Source organism: Marivirga arenosa, assembly GCF_030503895.2.
GTDB lineage: Bacteria > Bacteroidota > Bacteroidia > Cytophagales > Cyclobacteriaceae > Marivirga > Marivirga arenosa.
The window spans coordinates 2754564-2775762 of record NZ_CP129970.2 but is presented as its reverse complement, the minus strand read 5'-3'; the positions used below and the strand labels follow the sequence as shown (position 1 = coordinate 2775762).

The 21199-nt window shown below is 32.2% G+C and carries 16 protein-coding genes and 1 pseudogene; 5 read left to right on the top strand and 12 right to left on the bottom strand.

Annotation, left to right across the window (positions count from 1 at the left end):
* Nucleotides 1–22 precede the first annotated feature (22 nt).
* Entirely contained in the window at nucleotides 23–802 is a 780-nt protein-coding gene (locus QYS48_RS12130) for a DUF429 domain-containing protein (RefSeq protein WP_308356131.1), read from the top strand.
* On the opposite strand, the gene QYS48_RS12125 is transcribed toward QYS48_RS12130, so the two are convergent.
* Nucleotides 784–2148, bottom strand: a complete 1365-nt coding sequence (locus tag QYS48_RS12125) for an MATE family efflux transporter (protein ID WP_308356130.1) — start codon at nucleotides 2146–2148, stop codon at nucleotides 784–786. The genes QYS48_RS12130 and QYS48_RS12125 overlap by 19 nt on opposite strands.
* 121 nt (nucleotides 2149–2269) lie before the next feature.
* Between QYS48_RS12125 and QYS48_RS12120 the strand changes: the two genes are divergently transcribed.
* Complete coding sequence (locus QYS48_RS12120) at nucleotides 2270–6499, top strand: CHAT domain-containing protein (protein ID WP_308356129.1); 4230 nt, start codon at nucleotides 2270–2272, stop codon at nucleotides 6497–6499.
* A gap of 8 nt (nucleotides 6500–6507) precedes the next feature.
* On the opposite strand, the gene QYS48_RS12115 is transcribed toward QYS48_RS12120, so the two are convergent.
* The 3 genes from QYS48_RS12115 to QYS48_RS12105 all read right to left on the bottom strand — a co-directional run bounded on the left by QYS48_RS12115 (nucleotide 6508) and on the right by QYS48_RS12105 (nucleotide 8526).
* Complete coding sequence (locus QYS48_RS12115; protein ID WP_308356128.1) at nucleotides 6508–7113, bottom strand: carboxypeptidase-like regulatory domain-containing protein; 606 nt, start codon at nucleotides 7111–7113, stop codon at nucleotides 6508–6510.
* Nucleotides 7114–7124: 11 nt separating this feature from the next.
* Entirely contained in the window at nucleotides 7125–8180 is a 1056-nt protein-coding gene (locus tag QYS48_RS12110) for a M42 family metallopeptidase (RefSeq protein ID WP_308356127.1), read from the bottom strand.
* 154 nt (nucleotides 8181–8334) lie between these two features.
* Entirely contained in the window at nucleotides 8335–8526 is a 192-nt protein-coding gene (locus QYS48_RS12105) for a cold-shock protein (protein WP_013453300.1), read from the bottom strand.
* 82 nt (nucleotides 8527–8608) lie between these two features.
* On the opposite strand from QYS48_RS12105, the gene QYS48_RS12100 reads away from it, so the two are divergent.
* Nucleotides 8609–9088 carry a histidine phosphatase family protein gene (locus tag QYS48_RS12100; RefSeq protein ID WP_308356126.1) on the top strand — a complete coding sequence of 160 codons (480 nt, stop codon included), beginning with the start codon at nucleotides 8609–8611 and terminating at the stop codon, nucleotides 9086–9088.
* Here QYS48_RS12100 and QYS48_RS12095 read toward each other — a convergent pair whose 3' ends face one another.
* The 4 genes from QYS48_RS12095 to QYS48_RS12080 all read right to left on the bottom strand — a co-directional run bounded on the left by QYS48_RS12095 (nucleotide 9089) and on the right by QYS48_RS12080 (nucleotide 15671).
* On the bottom strand, nucleotides 9089–11857 hold the full coding sequence (locus QYS48_RS12095; protein WP_308356125.1) for a glycosyl hydrolase: 2769 nt from the start codon (nucleotides 11855–11857) through the stop codon (nucleotides 9089–9091).
* Between the two features lie 127 nt (nucleotides 11858–11984).
* A complete protein-coding gene (locus tag QYS48_RS12090; RefSeq protein WP_308356124.1) occupies nucleotides 11985–12710 on the bottom strand; it encodes a hypothetical protein in 726 nt (241 codons plus the stop codon).
* A gap of 73 nt (nucleotides 12711–12783) precedes the next feature.
* On the bottom strand, nucleotides 12784–14859 hold the full coding sequence (locus QYS48_RS12085; protein ID WP_308356123.1) for a helix-hairpin-helix domain-containing protein: 2076 nt from the start codon (nucleotides 14857–14859) through the stop codon (nucleotides 12784–12786).
* Nucleotides 14856–15671 (bottom strand): hypothetical protein, encoded by an 816-nt coding sequence (locus QYS48_RS12080; protein WP_308356122.1) that lies wholly within the window; start codon nucleotides 15669–15671, stop codon nucleotides 14856–14858. Before QYS48_RS12080 ends, QYS48_RS12085 begins: the two co-directional genes overlap by 4 nt.
* Before the next feature lie 4 nt (nucleotides 15672–15675).
* On the opposite strand from QYS48_RS12080, the gene QYS48_RS12075 reads away from it, so the two are divergent.
* Nucleotides 15676–16374 carry a toxin-antitoxin system YwqK family antitoxin gene (locus tag QYS48_RS12075; RefSeq protein ID WP_308356121.1) on the top strand — a complete coding sequence of 233 codons (699 nt, stop codon included), beginning with the start codon at nucleotides 15676–15678 and terminating at the stop codon, nucleotides 16372–16374.
* Here the strand turns inward: QYS48_RS12075 and QYS48_RS12070 are convergent.
* Together QYS48_RS12070 and QYS48_RS17100 are read right to left on the bottom strand one after the other, a co-directional pair.
* The gene (locus QYS48_RS12070; RefSeq protein ID WP_308356120.1) at nucleotides 16371–17513 is read right to left on the bottom strand and encodes a BamA/TamA family outer membrane protein; all 1143 of its coding nucleotides are present in this window, start codon (nucleotides 17511–17513) and stop codon (nucleotides 16371–16373) included. The genes QYS48_RS12075 and QYS48_RS12070 overlap by 4 nt on opposite strands.
* Nucleotides 17514–17726 (bottom strand): annotated as a pseudogene (locus QYS48_RS17100) (POTRA domain-containing protein); the annotation flags it as partial. It abuts the gene before it with no gap.
* A 268-nt stretch (nucleotides 17727–17994) separates the two neighbouring features.
* Between QYS48_RS17100 and yidD the strand changes: the two are divergent.
* Nucleotides 17995–18204: a membrane protein insertion efficiency factor YidD gene (gene yidD, locus QYS48_RS12065; RefSeq protein WP_302104279.1), complete on the top strand. Its 210-nt coding sequence runs from the start codon at nucleotides 17995–17997 to the stop codon at nucleotides 18202–18204.
* Here the strand turns inward: yidD and lgt are convergent.
* Both lgt and QYS48_RS12055 read right to left on the bottom strand, forming a co-directional pair.
* Nucleotides 18201–19283, bottom strand: coding sequence for a prolipoprotein diacylglyceryl transferase (gene lgt, locus QYS48_RS12060; protein WP_308356119.1), 1083 nt, complete (start codon nucleotides 19281–19283; stop codon nucleotides 18201–18203). The two genes, yidD and lgt, sit on opposite strands and share 4 nt — an antisense overlap.
* 51 nt (nucleotides 19284–19334) lie before the next feature.
* Nucleotides 19335–21179: a nitrilase-related carbon-nitrogen hydrolase gene (locus QYS48_RS12055; protein ID WP_308356118.1), complete on the bottom strand. Its 1845-nt coding sequence runs from the start codon at nucleotides 21177–21179 to the stop codon at nucleotides 19335–19337.
* Nucleotides 21180–21199 lie beyond the last annotated feature (20 nt).

Here is a 21199-nt window from a genome sequence, read left to right as displayed (position 1 = left end):
GCGTAAAGGCTAAAATTAGCAAATGACAAAAGAACTAAAAAATCAGGAAATATCCATTGGCTGGGATGTTGGTGGTTGGAGTGGAAAAAATCATGGACTTTGTATTTTAGAAACATTTAATGGTGAATTAAGGCTTACTATGGCTGAAAAACTCACTATTTATGCAATAAAAGAAGAAATTGAAAAAATTATAGCAGAAAAATCGGATACACATAAAATTACACTAGGAATTGATGCTCCCCTACAGTTTCCAAAATTATTTCAAGAGATTATAAAAAGTAATCCCATTAATATTTTTCAATCTAATCCAACTCAAAAGGAAAATCCTATTGCTTGGAGGCAAACTGACTTATTTATTAAAAAAGAATTTGGGAAAACTCCATTAAGTCCATCCTTTAGTTTTTTAACTAGCAATGCTACCGTTGCCATTACCCTATTAGGTGAATTAAAATCAAAAGGAATAGATTTATCTATTTTGCCCTTTGATAAAATCAGCTCTATAAATGCAATTGAGGTTTATCCAGGACTATTGAAGAGCAAAAAGATCAAAAGTAGTTTAGCATTTAATGTTTATCAGAAGATTTTAAGGGAAAGCCAGTTTCAAAATATAGAAGGGTTTGAATATTATTTTGGTGAGGCTAAAGTAAAAACAGATGTTGCAGACGCGGTAATATGTGCCTTGTACGGATTGGGTTTAAATGGCCATATAAAATCCATTCCTAATCTTGAAACAACCATTCCTTCTAAATACCTTGATATCTGCAAAAATGAAGGTTGGATTTATCATCCAGTTATTTCTTGATTAAATTTATGTGCTAATAAACGGGTTTTATTATTAAACCTAACAAATAAAATTATAGCCGTTACACTAAGTCCAATTAATAAACCATACCAAATTCCTTTTTCCTGAAAATCAAAAACAAAAGCTAATAAGTAACCTGAAGGGAGTCCAATCACCCAATACGCCATAAAGGTAACAGCAGTAGGTAATTTAACATCCCCCATACCTCTTAATGCGCCCAAACCCACTACCTGAATACCATCAGATAGTTGAAACAAAGCAGCTATGATTAACAATGATGAGGCGATTTGAATTACACTTTGATCTGAAGTATATAGAAAAGGCAGTAAATCATTCATGCTCATAAAAAGAATTCCAGTAAAACTCATGAAAATTATAGCCATCAAAAAACAGGTGAAAGCAGCAATTCTCAAGGTAGGAATATCTCTTTGTCCTAATTGATTGCCAACTCTTACCGTTGCTGCTGCTGAAATTCCCGTTGCCATCATATAACTTATAGAAGCTAAATTCATTGCTACTTGATGAGCAGCCAATGGTGTGGCTCCCATCCAGCCAATCATAACAGCAGCTGAAGCAAATGCACCTACTTCAAATATATACTGAAAACCAGTTGGGACACCAAGATTTAACAATTGTTTGAATGATTTTTTATTCCAAACTGTAACTTTAAAATGTGTCCAATACTTTTTAAATTGATGGAAATATAAAACAAATATAATCATTCCAATTGCCATCAAAACTCTTGATATTAAGGTAGCCCAACCAGCTCCTACCAATCCTAATGGTTCAAACCCAATTTTCCCAAATATTAAAATATAATTTAAAATGATATTAATGACATTTGCGGACAAAGTAATATACATAGCCTGCTTTGTCATAGATAAGCCTTCTGCAAATTGCTTAAAGGTTTGAAAAATCATAAAAGGAAGCAAAGAAAATCCTATTATGGCAAGATAGGGCTTAGCCAATATAATAACCTCTTTAGGCTGATTAAGAATATCTAATATATAGCCTCCAAATAATAATAAAATGAAAAGAAGTAATCCAAATATAAAATTGATCACGAAACTGTGCTTTAAAAACCGCATTGAAGCCCTATGGTTTCCTTCTCCGTCTGCTTGAGCTACCAAAGGTGTTAATCCAAAAGAAACGCCAATTCCAAACATCATCGTAACACTAAAAACTGCATTCGCTATTGATACCGCTGCTAGCTCATTTGTACCTACTCTCCCAACCATAACAGAATCAGCCGCTCCTACTAAAACATGGCCCAATTGGCTCAAAACAACAGGATAGGCTAATAAATAGTTGCGCTTGAAGTGTTCTTTAAAATCTCGAGCTTTCATTCAATTCAATTTGGAACGCAAAACTAAGCATATAAAACTGTATTTAAGGAAGAAAATAAAGAGGAATCCATAATATTTTTATTATCTTTATCTTATATTTTTTTGTAATAATTCAATTACTATGCGCTCATTAAGTATATTTCTAAGCTTTATATTTTTTACTATTCTGGTTTCCTCAATTCAGATTAATTGTAGCCTAGGTCAAAGTGTAAAAAAGTATAATAAATACATAGAAAAAGCAGCAAAAAGCTTTGAAAAAGGTAAGTATGAAAAAGCACTCAGCCTTTCAAAAAAGCTTGAGCAGAAAAGCACAGAGAAATTCGGCAATCAAAATCAATTTATAGCGGTAGCTAAACTTAAACAAGCAAAATACAATTGGGCCTTAGGTCAATTTACTAACTATTATAAGCTAAATGATGAAGCCATTGAAATCAGCAAAGCAGCAAATGGTGACAAATCTATTAGCCATGGAATCAATTTGATTGATGCTTCACAAAATATGGTGAATTATGGTAATTATGTTTTAGCCTATGATTACTTGATTCAAGCAATTGAAATATTTGAAAAATCACCTGAAGCTGGAGAAGCTTATATGAGTGATTTAAAACTCAGAAAAGCAGAAATATTAACAGCAATTGGACAATACAATCAAGCATTGAAATTAATTAATCAGGAAGAGCCCTTTTATTTACAAAGAACCTTAAATAAAGATGGTAATGTTGATAAGGATGAATTAGAAAGACGGTATCAAGATGCTGCAAGGCTTATCACTTTAAAAAGTAACGTTTTAAGACATAAGGGAGAAATCAGACGAGCTGATTCTGCTTTTTCTGTTGGTGAGAACTGGATAAAAGATAAGCTCAATAGAAGAAATAAATATTTTGCAGAACACCTTTATCTGTTTGCAGAATTCTTAGAAGAAAATGGAACTAGAGAATTACCATTTAGCTACTATAGTGATGCTTACGTTTTTTCTATCTCCTCAAATGGAGATCACCATCCTCAAACCTTAAAATATTTAGAAAAGTTAATTATAAACACAATTAATGAAGATAACATCAATAGAGCATTAGCTTACTATAAAGATTTAGATAAAATATTAAAATTAAATTTTGAAAAAAGCAGTTCTCATTTTGTAAAGCTTGCTTCCATCTCATTTATATCTGATCTTAAAAAAGGGAAAATAGAAAAAGTTGAAAAAGCAGCTCAAAAGCTTACTGAAGATAAAAATTTACTTCCCTCTGATCATCCGATTAATATAGACTTGCTATATACTTTGAAAGATGTGGCAAGTGCCAAGAATCAATATCAAAATGCCCAACAGTATCTAAAAGAAATTGTAAAATTAAAATCACAATTATACGGAGATACAAGTATAAACACTGCATTAAGTAGAATTGACTTAGCTCATCATTTATTAGACTATAGTGATAATTTTGAAGAGGCAGTTGGGATTTATGAAAAAGAATTTTTCGGAAAAGTAGAGAATGAAATCACATCTAAACATTATAAATATGTTCCACTCTTGAATCACCTTGCTTCAGCATATCAAATTGATGATGATTATGAAAAAGCTTCAAAAATGTTGGATGAAGCGCTTTTGGTGACAAGAGAAAAATATGATAATCAAGATATAGATTTTGGAAAAGAATTGAACCTGATTGCAGACCTTCAAATAAAAATTGGAGAGTATGAAAAAGCAGGTGAAAATATAAATGAATCACTAAAAATTTTAGAAAACTTCAATAGTGATTTTAATATAGTACATTATATAATGGCGCTAGAAACCTATGCGAAATTAATGTCTATAAAAGGTTTCTTTGATGAATCAGAAGAGGCTTTAGAACTTTCCCAAAAATTATATTCAAAGTCAGTCCCTAGTCCGGAATATAATCCTTTGACTTCTTCATTAGAATTAGCTTCTGTTTATATGCAAGTTGGTAAATATTCAGAAACTGAAGAGATTTTAACTCCAGCTTTAAAGAATTATGTAACGCTTTATGGAAAAGACAGCAGAAAACTAATACTCCCTTTGACTGATTTTGGTAGACTGGAGCTCATTAAAGGAAACTATACCAAAACCGAAGAATTAGCGAGAAGAGCCTTAGAAATATCTGAGAAGATTTTCGGAATAGAATCTACTAAAAATGCACCTGCTGTATTATTGTTGGGTGAGTTATACGAAACATTAGGTGATTTCGACAAATCTGAAGAATACTATAGTAGAGCTATTACTATTTTAGAAAAACAGTTTGGAAGAGATCATGTGGATGTAGCAACAACTATTTCAAAATTGGCAATCGTAATGTTTTATGAAGGAGGCGAAGAAAATGATGATGAAATCCAAAAGCTACTATTTGAAGCGAAAGAAATTATTGGAAAAAGATTTTCAACAAAAAGCCCTCTTTATGCTGATTTATTAAAAGACATGGCTCGTTTCTTCATATCCGAAAATAAGCTAGATGAAGCCCTAGATTATTTAGCTCAATCCGAAGAAATATGGATTGAAAAGGCAGGAAGAAGAAATAACATTAAAGCAGCAGATATACACATTTTAAGAGGTGATATATATTATAAACAAAGAAAATGGAGAGAAGCTGAAAATGAGTATGAAGAAAGCCAAAAAGTAAATGAAAAATTCTTTAACGATAAGCACCCAGAATATGTAAAAGCTACTTCAAGATTGAGTAAGGTTTACTTTATGAACGGTGATGAAAGAAAAGCAAAGCAATACATTGATGAGGTAATGTTTAATTACAATCGATTTATTAAAGAATATTTCCCTGCCTTAAGTGAAAGAGAGAAGACAAAATATTGGAATACTATTAAAAATGACTACAACTACTTTAATACCATTGCTTTAAAATTTTATGATCGCTATCCAGAAATGATTGAATCAGTGTATAACAATGCACTTAAAACAAAAGGATTATTGTTGAGCAGTTCTATAAAGATGCGAGAAAGAATTCTTAATAGTAATGATTCCACTCTTAAACAGCAATATTTTAATTGGTTAGATAAGAAAGAACTTCTATCTAATGCCATTTCTATGAGTTCGGAACAACTGGATAATGAAGGTATAAATGTAGGACAGCTATCAAGAGAAGTAGAATTAATTGAAAAATCATTAAGTCAGCAGTCGGATTTATTCAGTGAAGGTATAACGCAAGAAGATCTTGATTGGAAAAAGATTAGACAGACTTTACAGCCTAATGAAGTAGCAATTGAAATGGTAAGATTTAGATATTTCGACCATTATGTTACCGATTCTGTTGTTTATCTTATGTTAATTCTAAAAAATGACACAGAAAGTAAGCCTGAATATGTAGTGATGGAAAATGGAAATGATATGGAGTCCAAATTTTTCAACAACTACAGAAATGCTATTAAATACAGAGTAAAGGATAGCTTCTCGTACCGTAATTTTTGGGAACCAATTGAACAAAAAATAGGGGAAAATAAAACAATTTATATTTCAGCTGATGGTGTTTATAATCAAATAAACCTAGAAGCTATTCCTCTTCAAAATAATCAATACTTGATTGATAAAGCTAACATAGTACTACTTAGCAATACCAAAGATTTGTACCTAAAAAAGTCTGAAAAAGAAAATAATCAAGAACAAAAATCAGCTCTCTTATTTGGTGATCCAAAGTTTTATATAGCCTCTAGAAATGACTACATAAGTGAATTTAGATCTGGAGCTACTCAAATAAGTGATTTACCGGGAACCCAAAAAGAAATTAATGCGCTTACAGAATTATTCCAGAAAAATGGATGGAAAACCTCAAGATATACTAAAACAGAAGCTGCAGAAGAAACAGTAAAAAATACCAAAAGCCCAAATGTATTTCATATTGCAACCCATGGATTTTTCACTGAAAAAGAAGATCGAAATCCGGATAATAGTTTTGAAAATAATCAAATGAATCAAAACCCGTTACTTAATACAGGTTTAATGCTTAAAGGTTCTGGAGATTTATTAGCTAAAACAAGATATAACTATAATTTAGAACCCGGGATTTTAACGGCTTATGAAGCCATGAATCTTAATTTTGATAAAACGGATTTAGTCGTTTTGTCGGCTTGTGAAACAGGGCTTGGTGAGGTACACGGAGGCGAAGGAGTATATGGATTACAAAGATCCTTCTTAGTAGCAGGAGCTGAAACTCTTATCATGAGTTTATTCAAAGTTTCAGATGAAGCCACACAAAAACTGATGGTTTCATTTTATGAAAAATGGCTAGAAACTGGTGATAAAAGAAATGCTTTTATTGATGCTAAAAAGGAAATCCGTAATGAATACAAAGACCCAATCTACTGGGGTGCATTCGTTATGATTGGGTTATAAGTAAGTGATTAATCCTTATTGTATTTCTTCCAATCACGAATAAAATCAGTCCAGGTCATAGGATTTAAGAAATTATTAGGAGGAACTATGCCTGTCATTTCATAAAGGCGGGCATATCTCCATTGATCATAATAAGGACTATTCTGATCGTATTGTTTTTCTAATAAAAGATTGAGTTCTCTTTTAAAATTGTTTAATTGATATTGTTGAACATCCGTTAGTTCCTTTTTAACAATAGTATCCGTAAAATAATCTGCATCAGGTAATGGATAAACTGTTACCTCATCTAGTAATACATTTTCTCTTACCATTAATTCTATTAAAGAATACGTTTTACCCTCCAATAATTCTGGAATGATAAATGTAGACGTCTGGTATCCAACACTTCTAAAAACTATGGTATCTCCAGGAAACGCTAGAAATGAGAAATAGCCTGAGTTATCAGCAACCGTTCCAGATTTACCATCTCCCATCAGGATTGTGGTAAAAGGTATTGCTTCCATATTTTCAGCATCTAAAACGACTCCAGTAATATTAATTGGGTCATCCTTTTGAGCAGATGCGCCAAAAATAAACAGAAAAAAAATGACAGCTAAAAAAAGACTATTTCTCATAAAATTAAAAATTAATGATCCCAGTTATATTTATCTAAGGTTTCTAAACAAGCATTTAGTAATTGAACGGAATCCATAATATCTTGTTTATGGGCCATTTCAATTACTTGATGTAAATTACGAGTGGGAATAGAGATCGCTCCTGCAATCGCTCCATTTTTACCCATTCTTTGCAATCCAGCGGTATCTGTCCCACCTGCAGTTAAAATTTCAGGTTGCCATTTAATGCTATTTCTATCCGCTGTTTGTTTCATGAATTCTACCATTCTGTAATCACAAATGGTCATGGCATCTAAAACTTTTATAGCGGTACCCTCTCCTAGAGAGGTAACTTTTTCGTGTGATTGAGCACCTGGTAAATCAAAAGCAATAGTAGTATCTAAAGCAATACCAAAATCAGGATTGATTTTATGCGAAGCTACATTAGCACCTCTCAATCCTACTTCCTCTTGAACTGTAAATACCGCATAAACATCATACGGGTGGTCTTTCAAGGTTTTTAATGCTTCAATTAATACAAATACTGAAACGCGGTTATCAATTGATTTACAGTTTACACAATCCCCCATTTCAATCAACTCACGTTCTCTGGTTACAGTATCTCCTACTGACACTATTTTCTCAACCTCCTCTTTCTTCATCCCTAAATCAATAAAGTAATCTGTAGTTTTAGACACTTTATTTCGTTCTTCTGGAGTCATTACGTGAATAGGTTTGGATCCCATAACCCCAATTACATCCTTCTTACCATGAACAATTACTCTTTGTGCAGTCAAAGTTTTAGGATCGAAGCCTCCTAAAGTAGTAAACCTCAAAAAGCCATTATCATCAATATGGGTAACCATAAAGCCAATTTCATCCATATGGGCAGCTACCATCACTTTTTTGCCTTCAGGATTGGTAGATGCCTTTTTTATTGCATGCACATTACCCATATTGTCGACCTCCACTTCATCAACCAATGGTTTTACTTGCTCAATTACAAGTTCTCTGATTCTTTTTTCATGACCCGGGGCTCCAGGAGTCTCACATATTTTGGATAATAACTCTATATCTAAATTCTGCATTTTTATAATTTTTATTTCTCAAAATTAATTGAAATATACTGCTATAAAATAATTTAAAATGAAAAGAATTGTTTGAAGGATTAAAATATGGGCACAAAAAAAGCCGATTGAACAACAATCAGCTTTAAATTCAGAATTTATAAATTATTTAAAATTATACTCTTCTGACACCAATGGCATTTAAGCCTTTTTTTCCATCAGTAGTTTCGAAAGTAACTTTATCGTTTTTCTCGATATCGTCCTCTAAACCACTTACGTGAACGAAGATTTCGTTCTCTGTTTCGTCTTCAATGATAAATCCAAAACCTTTGTCTTCATTGAAGAACTTTACTGTTCCAGTACTCATAAATAAATTGTTAGTAATTAAAATTTGAGGCAATATACATTTTTTGATCTGTATCGTTACTATTGTAGCATATTTATTTTATATGAAAAAATTGTTAATAGTTAGACATGCTAAGTCAAGCTGGGATAATCCTTCCTTAAATGATTATGACAGACCTTTGAATGATAGAGGAAAAAGAGATGCCCCTAAAATGAGTTTTTGGTTATCGAAAAAAGCTAATGTTGACTTGATTCTATCGAGTGGTGCAAGAAGAGCTTTGGATACAGCAAAGGCATTTCAAGCAACGCTTCATAGCCCATTAGAAATAGATGATAAATTATATCATGCTAGCTCTAAACAGCTTCTTTCAATTATTAAAAGTGTTGATGATGAAATTAATTCTTTAATGATAGTGAGTCACAATCCCGGAATAAATGATTTGGTGCATTATTTAAATTCGGGATTTCAAGAGAATGTGCCAACTTGTGGAATCTTACATTTTGACTTTGAAGTAAAAAAATGGAGTGCCACATCTAATAAAAATGCCACACTCCAATTTTTTCAATATCCTAAGAATTTATAATTACTTCACTTCAAAAGCTTGCTCATAGGATTCTTTAGCCATTGATATCTTAAACTTATATTTTCCTTTTCCAATAAAGCTATTATTCAATTTACAATCCCATGTATATGAATTAAAGCCTTTCTGAGAGGTCTCAGTCCATGAATGAATAGAATTCCCTTCTTCATTAATTAATTCAAATTTTACAGCCGCTTCTTTAGAAGAATTATTATATAATGGTAATTCTAAACTTGGAACATATTCTTTAGAATAAGGATGTGTTTTCTCACCCCATCTTTCGCTGTAACGAATATTATCTAAATCAAATGTTATTAATTCTTGTGAATCAGATTTTTCAGCAATTTTTTGAATCGGCTTTACATCCAACACATACATACTTCTTCCATGAGTGGCCACGACCAATTCAAGATCTCTTGGGTGAACAATTAAATCGTAAGTAGCAACGTTAGGAATTGCTCCCATATGCATCCAGTTTTCTCCATCATTAATACTGGTATATAAACCATGATCAGTTCCTATATATAACAAACCTGCAACTTTCGGATCTTCGTATATCACATTAACTGATTCTTCGGGTAAATCGCCACTAATTGACTTCCAGTTTTCTCCAAAATCTGTGCTTTTATACACATAATTCTGGAAATTATCATTACGATATGCCGTTAAAGACAGGTAAACGGTACCTAAATCATGTTGAGATGGATGAATACTTGAAACCCATAAATCATCAGGAATTCCATTATTTAGCTTTTTAATACTTTGTCCTTCTTTTAATAACCAGACGTTACCATCATCAGTACCAAAATATAATGTACCAAAATCTAATGGTGATTCAGCAATTTCAGTAACCGTTGCAAAAGGAACATTTCCTTCTTTCGGACCATTGGTTAAATCGTTTGTAATGGCTGACCAGCTATCACCTTGATTTAAACTTCTATACACTTTCTGAGCTCCTATGTAGATAATGTCTGGATTATGATGACTCATTACAACTGGCGTTCTCCAATTAAATCGCAATCTATCTTCTCCTATATTATGCTTTGGAGTTATATACTTTCTATCACCAGTAGATCTATTAATTCTGTAGTAATTACCAAATTGGAATCCGACATATACAAGATCTGAATTTCTAGGATCAGCTGAAACGTACATACCGTCTCCACCAAAAAGTCTCTCCCATTGACCTCTTTCATTAGGAATAGTTCGGGAACTACCTACCATAGTTCCATTATCTTGAAGACCACCATAAATATTGTATGGTTTTTCCATATCCACATTCACAGTATAAAATTGCCCAACAGACATACTATTTTTATGATCCCAGGTAGCTCCGCCATCATATGAAATATATAACCCTCCATCATTTCCTAATATGATGTGATCATCATCCACAGGATTAATCCACATAGCATGATGATCAGCATGAACATCTCCTATAGTATCGGTTCTATTAAATGTTTTACCACCATCTCTAGAAACTACTAACGGAACACCTAATGCATAAATCGTTTCTGGATTTTCGGTGGCTACACGAATTTCACCGAAATAATAACCATAGGTATAATAAACACCTGATAAATCATAATCATGGGTCTTCTGCCATGTTTTTCCCTGATCTACCGATTTATACACTACGGCACCTTTCACATCAGTATCAAACAAAGCTGCATTTGCATCGCCTAAGTAATCACTTAATGCTTTAGGTTGATAAACACCTTTTTCAACATCATTCTTAACATTAACAGCAGTATATCTTTTAGGGAAATTATTGCTATCTAAGAACTCATCTAAAGCTTTATTATCTAATTTTAAAAAATCCTTAACAGACATTTCCAAAAAGTCTGCTTGAGTTAAACCTTCTTCACCAGATTTTTTTTCCCTTTTTTCTTCTTTTTGATAATCCATTAAGGCATACATGATATCAGGATTAGACAGAGAAATATCTAAACCAATTCTACCAGTAAACTCATTATCATCAATCCCATTCATTGAAAGTGTCCAATTATCACCTCCATCAGTAGACATATAAACACCTGAACCTTCACCATTGCCTTCAAAATCCCAAGCATATCTTTTTCTTTGCCACATACTCGCCCAAAGCATATCAGAATTTTCAGGATGAATAATTAAGTCTATAGCTCCCGTCTTTTCATCTACATAAAGTACTTTATTCCAGTTTTCACCACCATCTGTAGTTTTAAAAACTCCTCTCTCCTCATTATCTGAATACAAACCTCCCATTGCAGCTACCCATACTGTATTTGGGTCTTTAGGATGTACAATTATTCTTCCGATATGCTGACTCGCAGGCAAACCTATAAATTCCCAACTCTCTCCTTTGTTTGTTGATTTATAGATTCCAGAACCTGCATAACTACTTCTACTAGAGTTATTCTCACCTGTACCTACATATATAATATTCTCATTCGAAGGGGCCAATGCAATATCTCCAATAGTTAAGGCCCCTACATTATCGAAAATCGACTTAAAACTTATTCCATTATTTTCAGTATGATACAAACCTCCTGATGCATAAGCGATATAAAATTCTTTTATATTTTCATGATTAACCGCAATATCTACAATTCTTGCTCCTTGAATTACAGGTCCAACATTTCTAGCTGGATAATTTTTTAAAAGTGAGTTATTCGCTAACTGTTTTCTGTTTTCAATACCTTTCAAAATAGAAGATGCTTCTGTTGGCTGAACTTGAGCCCAAGAAAGATATGAAACCATCAATAGGATGATAGAAGTGAATATTCGTTTCATAGTTTTAGTTTTAGTATGAACCGAATATCGAATATTAAAAGGAGAAAATTAAATTAAAATATATAATCGGATAAAAAACTGGATAATATGTGTTTTCAAATACTATGTATATAAATTATAAACATAATTATTCGGACTTTTTGAAATAAACTCTGACTTGAGGTTGGTTCCTATCTTCTCGCTGCTTTTCGTACCAAATAGTATTATTTGCAATATTGAAACTTATAAAAGAGTTTTGCTTAGTCTTTTGATCGAAGAAATCTAATTTAGTTAGAGAACTATTTGCTTTCCAAAAGCCAACATTTTGATCCCCTTTTTCATTCCCATTATAAAATCTACCATCATCTGCGAGCAAAATCCACCGGTTAGGAAAAGCATATTTATCCGTATTGTTATAACCGTTCACAGTTACTTTATCAATAATCCACTTCCCAACAAGAGCCTCCTCTTGCATAATTTCAAGTTTTGGCAACTCCTTTTTACGCTTTAACTCAATTTGGAAATGATTATGCTTATCATTTAAAAAAACTAAATTATCAGCAGCTTTTACTTTCCATGTCTTAGTGTCATCAAATGGTGTCCCTTGCATCATAACCAATTCATTTTTATCAGGATGAATCAACCAACTCTTCTCACTTGCAGTATCTAATAAACCAATCTGATATGTTCCTTCTTCTTCGAAAACCAGATACCTTGTATTTTCATCTAAATAGTCACTTGTCATGTTATGCCCATTAGCTTTCACTGAAGCTATATACCAATTACCAAATAACATTTCTGGTGGGGTGGTATAATTACAGGATGTTATAAAAAAGATTATAAGTAATAAAGGAATCAGTTTTAAGGAACGCATTCAATATTTTTTTATCACTACAAATTATAAATTTAAAATGTTTCCGTTCAACTTAAAATAATTTCAGGAAAAATCAGATTTTGAGCATCATTTGAAATTTAACTTCAGACTTTGTATTTCCATTTATTTCCTCATTTCCTGAACCGATAGAATCCAGATCTAAATATCGAAACTGAGAATATCTAGCCCACAGCTGTAGATTTTTAGAAAATTTATATTGAGCTAATACGTAATTTCTAGTACCAGTATTTTGATATGCTGGAATTGAAAACGCATATAAAACATCTTTCTCATAAACATATTGCCTATTTTCATAATCATCCGTATCGAAAATAGAATAGCGTGTACTCAATCTGAAATTACCCAAATCAAAATTAATATCTTGAATTATAGCCATTCCATTTGTGTAAGATTCCTCAATTAAATACTCTGAAAACTGAGCTCTCATTTTAAAAGAAATAATACTTTTAGGCCTGAGATCTAAATTCACTATATAATTTCTTTTTTGACCATTTGCCAATCCATAAAGATTTGACTCATCTAAAGTTTCTACATTTCTCTCTTTATTTTCGATGCGAAATTGTGAATAGAAATTAATTTGTCTGTTGAATTTATAATTAAATCTAATCAATGATTCATTCCCTTTCGAAGGAGCATCTGCACGAAATTTTAACCATGGAAAAATAAATTGATCATGGTATGCTGATATACTTAACTTTCTAAACGGCTGGTATTCAAGCCCCCAATAAACTCCCTTTTCATTTATATTCCTGGTATTCTCACCAAATGCATTTCCATAAAATGAATGAAAATCTTTTTGATAATGCCTAAGAACAATACTAGTTTGCACATTAGATGCAAGAGAAGCTATAAAACCACCAACACTACCAATTCCCTTTGATGAACTCATGGCTGATTCTCCAAAAAAATGAAAATTTCGCCAATAGTAATTTACAAATAAGCCATAATTAGAGTTTTGATCTCCACTAAATTCAAATTGATTGTATTTAGTGTTTTGACGAAAATAGGGCCTATCATAAATAGTTTGAATAAAATTTAAACCCACATTTAATTTTTGATCTGTAGTTGTGAAAAGTAGATTTCCACCAAAATTCTGCGCATTGATAGCATTCTTTGCTTCCAATTCTGAATTTGTTCTATGAAACCCATTTAATCTTATGGATGAAAAATATTCTTCTTGGCTTAGTGCCGAATCTATTTCGGTGCTGGCATCTATTGAATTATAACTGTAAAATGAAGTGAAATCTAAATTACTATGAATTGAGTAGGTAGCAGCTATTCCTCTAAAAAAATTGGTTTCCAAAACAGAAGTGTAAGGCAAGGCCCCTAAATTACTTCTTCTGGCAGTAGCTACTGTTTGGCTACCTTTTCCTACAGAAAAACCTGCACCAAAAAGTAAAGACTGACCTAATTGCAATTGATAATCACCTAAAATTATATTTTTCAATTTCCCAATATTTTCTAATTGGGCATGAAAAGACCAATAATCCATACCATATTGGCTCTGGCCTGGATTCCATGACAATTTTTCTCCTGCATCCTTCTCGGCAGTAAACCCAAAGCTAAAATCATCATTATGACTTATCCTAAAGCGCGTATAAACTCTATTGGGGCTACCTAAATATGGATTATCTGTTTCAATATCATACCCAGCCTTAGGCTCTATTACCCTATCTGACCGAATAATCAAATAATTATTTTCTTCCTCTAATATTCTTCTCAATAAATATCTATTATCTGATTGTAAACCGTCATCAATAATACTTATAAAGGGTAAGATTGATTTTATGGTTTGCAAATCAAATTCAGGGACAGCTTGCAGTTCATAAATAGAAAGAAAATCTCCATTTTTTGCACGATAAGCTAAAAATTCATTTATCTGAATATTACTTAATATCAATAATGATTGTAAATCTTGTCTATTAGCCTTATTTAAGTTTATGGGTGATTGATAAATTTGAAATAAAGATTCATATACATCTTCATAATTAAGCTCAGAATCCTGAATTGGAAAGTTTCTTTCAATGAAATCTTCTAAGTCAAAGTCCTGTTGTTGCGCATTAATTATGTTTATTGAAAATAATTGAATCAGAATTAAAATACTCAATATGTAATTCTTGAGTATCATCTTCTTTTTAAACTGTAATGAATTGAAATACTATGGGAAATGCCTAGCTCGGCATGATTACTTAAAGCATAATCCCAATTAATATCTATAAATTCAATTCCAAGTCCGTAAAAGGTTTGATATGATGCGCTTCTCATGCCCGCTCTTAAGTAAAACTTTTTAAGAAAATTATATTCCGCTCCTATTTTTAATTGAGTAGGAAATAATATATCTTTTTCAAGTTCCACATTGAAAAGAATGTATTCCTGTGGAGTATAAGAAACTCCCATTTTTAATAGGGTTGGAATTCTTTGTGCTGAAACTGAACCCAACTTGGATTGAGATATATTCAAAGCTTGCGCTCCTATTTTTAATTTTGGTGTAAGGCTTGCTATTCCGCCAAAATCAAATGAAAATGCATTTCTAACTCCAAAATCAAGTACACTTACTTGAAGGTAATTAACATTGAGACCGATTTTAATTATTCCAATTTCGGTTGCATAGCCCAATGTAGCTTTATGCTCATTGTAAATATCTCCACCAAATCTCATTACGTTAATAGCCGTATATCCAAATGGTAATTTACTGGTAATTCCTACAGCCATAATATTCATGGAGGGCAATGAATATTTATTTTCATAAGAAGCTCCAACTTCAATTCCACTTGTTGAGGTTATACCAGCGATATTCCTGTAGGAGGACCAATATCCTTCCATTGCTACAGTAGCATCGGCAAGACCAATCACTTTAGCTGATACGGGCGAATAAATGGATTGCGCTTGTAATTGAACGACTATAAGAAGTAAGGTTAGGCTGATAGTTAAAAACTTCATGTTTTTGAATAAGAAAACAAAAGTATTTAATTTAGATAATAAATATATAGAAATAAATTTGATTAATAATATTAAATATTGCTTTTACACAATTTTGACAATTTGTTTATTCAAATATGGAACAGCAAATTCTCAAATTGACACAAGTTATTATGATTCAGGCAAGATAAAAGCTGTTGGAGAAGCAAAAAAGGGTATTAAGGAGAATGAATGGATCTACTATTTTCCAAATGGAGAAATCAATTCTATTGAGCATTATAAATCAGGTGAGCTTCATGGTAAATTGATAAAATTTCATGAAAACGGAAATTTAAATGCCGAAGAAAATTGGGTTAATGGAGATTTAGAGGGGAAAGCTACTTACTATTATAGGAGCGGAAGAATTGAGAAGCAGGGAGAATATTTAAATAGCAACTATGATGGATTATGGGAATTTTATCATAAAAATGGAAAGCTAAGACAAGCTGGCAACTATGAGAAGGGGCTTCCTGACGGTCCATGGAAATTTTATAATGAAGACGGTCAAATCATTCAATCTGGTAGCTATACCGAAGGTAAAGAAAATGATCATTGGGTTTATTATGACAATAAGGGTCGTAAAACTTATGAAGGAAATTACGAAATGGGAGAAAAAATTGGGGATTGGTACTACTTCAATAGATTTGGGAAAAAGAAATTAGTTGATAAAAATAAAATAGATTAAATACCAGATTTTACATTAATAAAGAAGCCAGTCTCATTTAATGCATTAATTGAATATTCTAACCTTAAGACTGCATCATAAAAAGTAACCAAATCAAGCCCAGCACCATAGCTGTATATGTATCTATTTGATAATAATGGACTAACTGATATTCTACTTCTATCACTAATATTATTTTGTACATAGCCATGATCAAAAAACACTTTAAAGTAAGCTGCAAAAGGTACTTTTCTAAATTGTTTCAATGGCATAAGCCTGCCCAAATTTGCTTCAATTGAAAACAGTTCTTTTTTCAATTCAGTTTTATGCATTACGTAATGTTGACCCTGGATTACGTATAGTTCATATCCTTTTAGTAAATTATTTGAAAAGCCTAAACCCTCAAAGTTATTATAGGGTTGAAATTTAGGGTAACTAGTGTAAGCAGTAAATGACGAGGCAATATTAAAATTGTACTTCAAAGGTTTATAGTAAGCTAATAATCCTCTAAAATTTCCTTGGTCTATATCTTTAAAAATACCTAATCCAATTTTTGTGAATCTGGCATCAATAAGAAACCCTTTTAAAGGGTAATTATTCCTATCTCTAAAATCTCTTCTAAACCTATAGGATAAGCCTATATAATCTTGTTCAACATCTTGATTTTGACCCAAATACTCACTATTAAACTGTAATACCTCATCAATTATGGTTGTTCTGGAGTATACCAAATTTAATGAGTGAGTATTATAATAAGATTCCCTGTAGTTAAAGAAAAGAAAGCTATTCATCGAGTTAGAGATGATTTGCCGTTCACTATCATCACCAAAAATGCTATCCGCATCAATGAATAAACGTTTATTCTCTACATTTGAGTAATCAACCTGATCAAATTCACTGTATGAAAAACCAAGCCCCATGCCAAACGTTTGAGCTTTATTCAAATATGGAATATTATAAGCAAAATTAAACCTCCTTTTAAATCCAAATTGAGCCATTGCGGAAAGGCGTTCATTTAATCCTCTTACATTAAACTGATCAAATTTAAATCCATATTCAAATCGATCAGTTGCTGCATTCTGATTAAAAAGCCAATCACTAAAATTTCTGTCTGCTAATTTAAATATCACACTAGGCCAGATATACCATCTTTCTTCCACAAAGAAAATTACTTGAATATGATTTTCATCTGAATTTTCAATAAACTCTATTTCTGCCCTTACAGAATTAAAAAGTCCGGTGTTAAAAATCTTATTCTCATCAAGCTTGATTAAGTCCTTTAATTCTTTAAAAGGATAACTTACATTAGTCTGTAAATCAATTTCTCTGGTAATAATCTTTCGTTTAGTTTTTTTATTACCTCTAATTTCAATTTTTTCAAGATATAGTATTTGATTTTGAAGACTATCTTTAAGCTTATTTTCAATGCTTTTATTATCGGAATTTAAATTAACTGAAACCTGACTTTTTGCGTTAGGTAGAAAGATCAGGGTTACTATACCTAAATATATAATATACTTAAAGATTAAATTAAATCTTAAGTGTTTTAGTAATTCAATATTTAGATTAGTTAATTTTATAATCTTTAAATTTAGTTTTAATCAATTGTCTAATTCCAGAAAAAATACTGTTACAAAAACCATACGAAAAGTAGCCACTTGGCCTATTCTCTTTTATCAATATGGGATTTCTCCTTTTTTTCCTTCTGCTTGTCGCTTCACTCCTACCTGTTCAGAATACACCAAACAAGCAATTTTAAAACATGGTTTACTTAAGGGTTCAAAATTATCAGCAAAAAGAATTTCAAAATGTCACCCATGGGGAGGGTCAGGTTATGACCCTGTTCCTTAAATTCTATTTTCAGCTTTTAATGATTGAAAAATGAAATATACTCCTGCCAAAACAAGTGGAATACTTAACCACTGCCCCATATTTAAGCTTAAATCATCTTCAAAAGCTACTTGATTTTCTTTTATAAACTCATATAAAAATCTTAACCCAAAACAAGCAATCAGGAAGATACCAAAAAGCCTTCCATCTGCCAACCCACTTCTGTTTTTATTCCATAAATAGAATAATACTAGAAATATAAATACACATGAAATCGCTTCGTATAATTGTGCTGCATGCCTTGGCACTCCATTTCCATAGGTGGTTGCATATATAAATCCGCCTTTTTCATTATAATCGAAAACTGCATCTTTAGGAACTATCAAATGCTGAGTAATACTTTGCTCTTGCAGTTTATCAAGAAGCTGATTTTCAGAAAATCTTTTCACATCTTCCAATTTATTTTTACTATTGAAGGCAATTTGCAACTTAACTGGATACTCATATCTGCTTTCATTTGATCCTTCTATCAAATTCGATCTCTTTACTTTTTCCACCTCTACATCTTCTATTGCAGATGTTAAATAATTCACTCTCAATTCAACTTCACGGCCAAAAACAACTCCATATGGTTTATCTGTTGGCTCGCCAATGATTTCGGAATTCATAAAATTACCAGTCCTAATCAACGCCCCAGTTATCGCCACAACAATAACGATTCTATCCAAAATCCATAAATAGCTTATATGCTTATACTTACGTGAGAAAAGATAAAGAGCAATTAATATCCCCGCTGCTCCACCATGACTTGCTAATCCACCTTCCCAAATTTTGAGAATATCCAGAGGGTTACTTAAGTATCTTGTGGGCTCATAGAATAATACATGTCCCAATCTTGCCCCTATGATAGTGGCTAAAACCATATATAAGGTCAGAATTTCAACTTGCTTTTCTTTCTTACCTTCTTTTTTGAAAATGTAGAACATTACTTGCTGAGAAATAATAAATCCCAATGCGAAGAGTAATCCATACCATCTTAATTCAGTAAATCCCAAATCAACAATATAAGGCTTGGGCGACCATACAATATAGCTAAGCATATTTATTTTAGTTTAACACAAAATTAGGGTAAAAAGAGAAATCTCAATGATTTATTCTGCTTTTTCAAGCTCTTCCAATTCTTCTTTAAATGAAGAAGACAAAATAGGAAACCTACACCAGGTTTTAGGATCTACATTATAATCATCTAGATGGAAAGAAACCGCTATTCTTTCTCTTTTCCACTGATTTCTTGACCATAATTTAAAAAACTTTTGAATAGAGGGCTTAAGTATAGATTTTTCACCATTCCAAGTTAATCTTAATTTTTCATATATTTCTAAAGGTGAATAACGATCTCTGATGGCTAATTCTTCTATAGATTGCAGTAATGGGTAGGGCATTAAATCACTTTCATCAGATTGCGATTTTTCGGAAGGTCTTAATTCGGCTGTAGGCCGAAGACTATTTACATAACTTAAACTAGCATAGCCTAACTCTTTTTCCGCCCACTTTAACCATTGAATAATGAAAGGCTTATCAATTGCAGCAATTGGTGCGATACTGCCACTTGTATCACCATCCATGGTGGTATAACCCACACTTCCTTCGCTTCTATTAGAGGTAGTAAGTAATAAAGCATTATTTATATTAGCTAAAATCCAAATAATTGGAGATCTAGCCCTTGCTTGAATATTTTGTAAAGCAATATCGTCTTGGTCCCAATTCAGCTGTCTTCCAATACTTTTAGATATCTTTTGAGTATACCCTTCTACCTCATCATCGATGGACCAATTATAAAAAACAGCTCCTATTTCATTTGCCAATTCCTTTGCTGATTTAAAAGTAGCTTCTCCTGAATTGACCGTACTTTGGTAGGCGGTTGTGAAAAGTCTTTTAGCTATCTCCTTTTCTGGAGCTTTTGAATCTTTAATTCCCTCGTACCATTCAATTTTATGGATTCTTTCGAGAAAAACTGATAGGCTCAATTCCTTAAGTCCCAGTTTTATCATTTCAGCTACCAAAACTGCAGTTGAAGAGGAATCTGCACCACCACTCAACGACAGTACAAAACCATTGCTATAACTTTTTCTTAAATAATCATATAGAGCCAGGCTAACAGCTCTTCTAAATTCTTGATTTATATCTACTTCAGGAATAGAAATTGATTTCTCATCATCGGTATCCCATGTTCCTATTTGAAAATTTTGAAAAGAAAGCAACTCATTTTTGAATTTTAATTCTCCGTGACTTGCTATTATCAATTCCCCATCATAGATCATTCTACCTGCCTCATTGCCTAATAAATTAGCATAAACATATATACAGTTATAGTTTTTAGAACTATCTAAAACTAAGTCGTTTCTGCTTTTAGTCTTATTAAGTGCAAAGTGACTAGCCGAGGGGTTTAAAATTATATCAACTCCTCTTTTACATAATCTATTGGCTGGACGATCCTCCCTCCAGGCATCTTCACATATCTCTAGTCCTATCGTGAAACCTTTGTAATCAACAGTATAATCTCCAATAGGAATAATTCTATCGTCTATTTTGATTTCCGTTTGCTTTCCAACTGGCCATTCCATAAACCACCTTGGTTCATAATGCACACCATCTTTTGCTAAGTTTTGTTTTGGAATGATATATTGTATTTCATTATGATCGCAAAAGGCAGCACAATTATATAAATCACCTTCAAATTTAATAGGAAGTCCCACAACAAATGCCATGTCAGGTGCTTCAGGTAATATTCTGCTTACTAATATATGTAAAGCCTTTTGCCACATCCAATCAGATAAGAAAACGTCTTGGCAACCGTACCCACAAATAGTTAATTCAGGAAAACATAAAAGTTCAACCCTTTGAGATTTAGCTTCTTTTAATGCACCCAATATATTTAGAGTGTTACCTGTCCAGTCTAATGGAATTTGATTAAGAGTTGCACCAGCAATTTTCATAATAATAATTTTAGAATTGC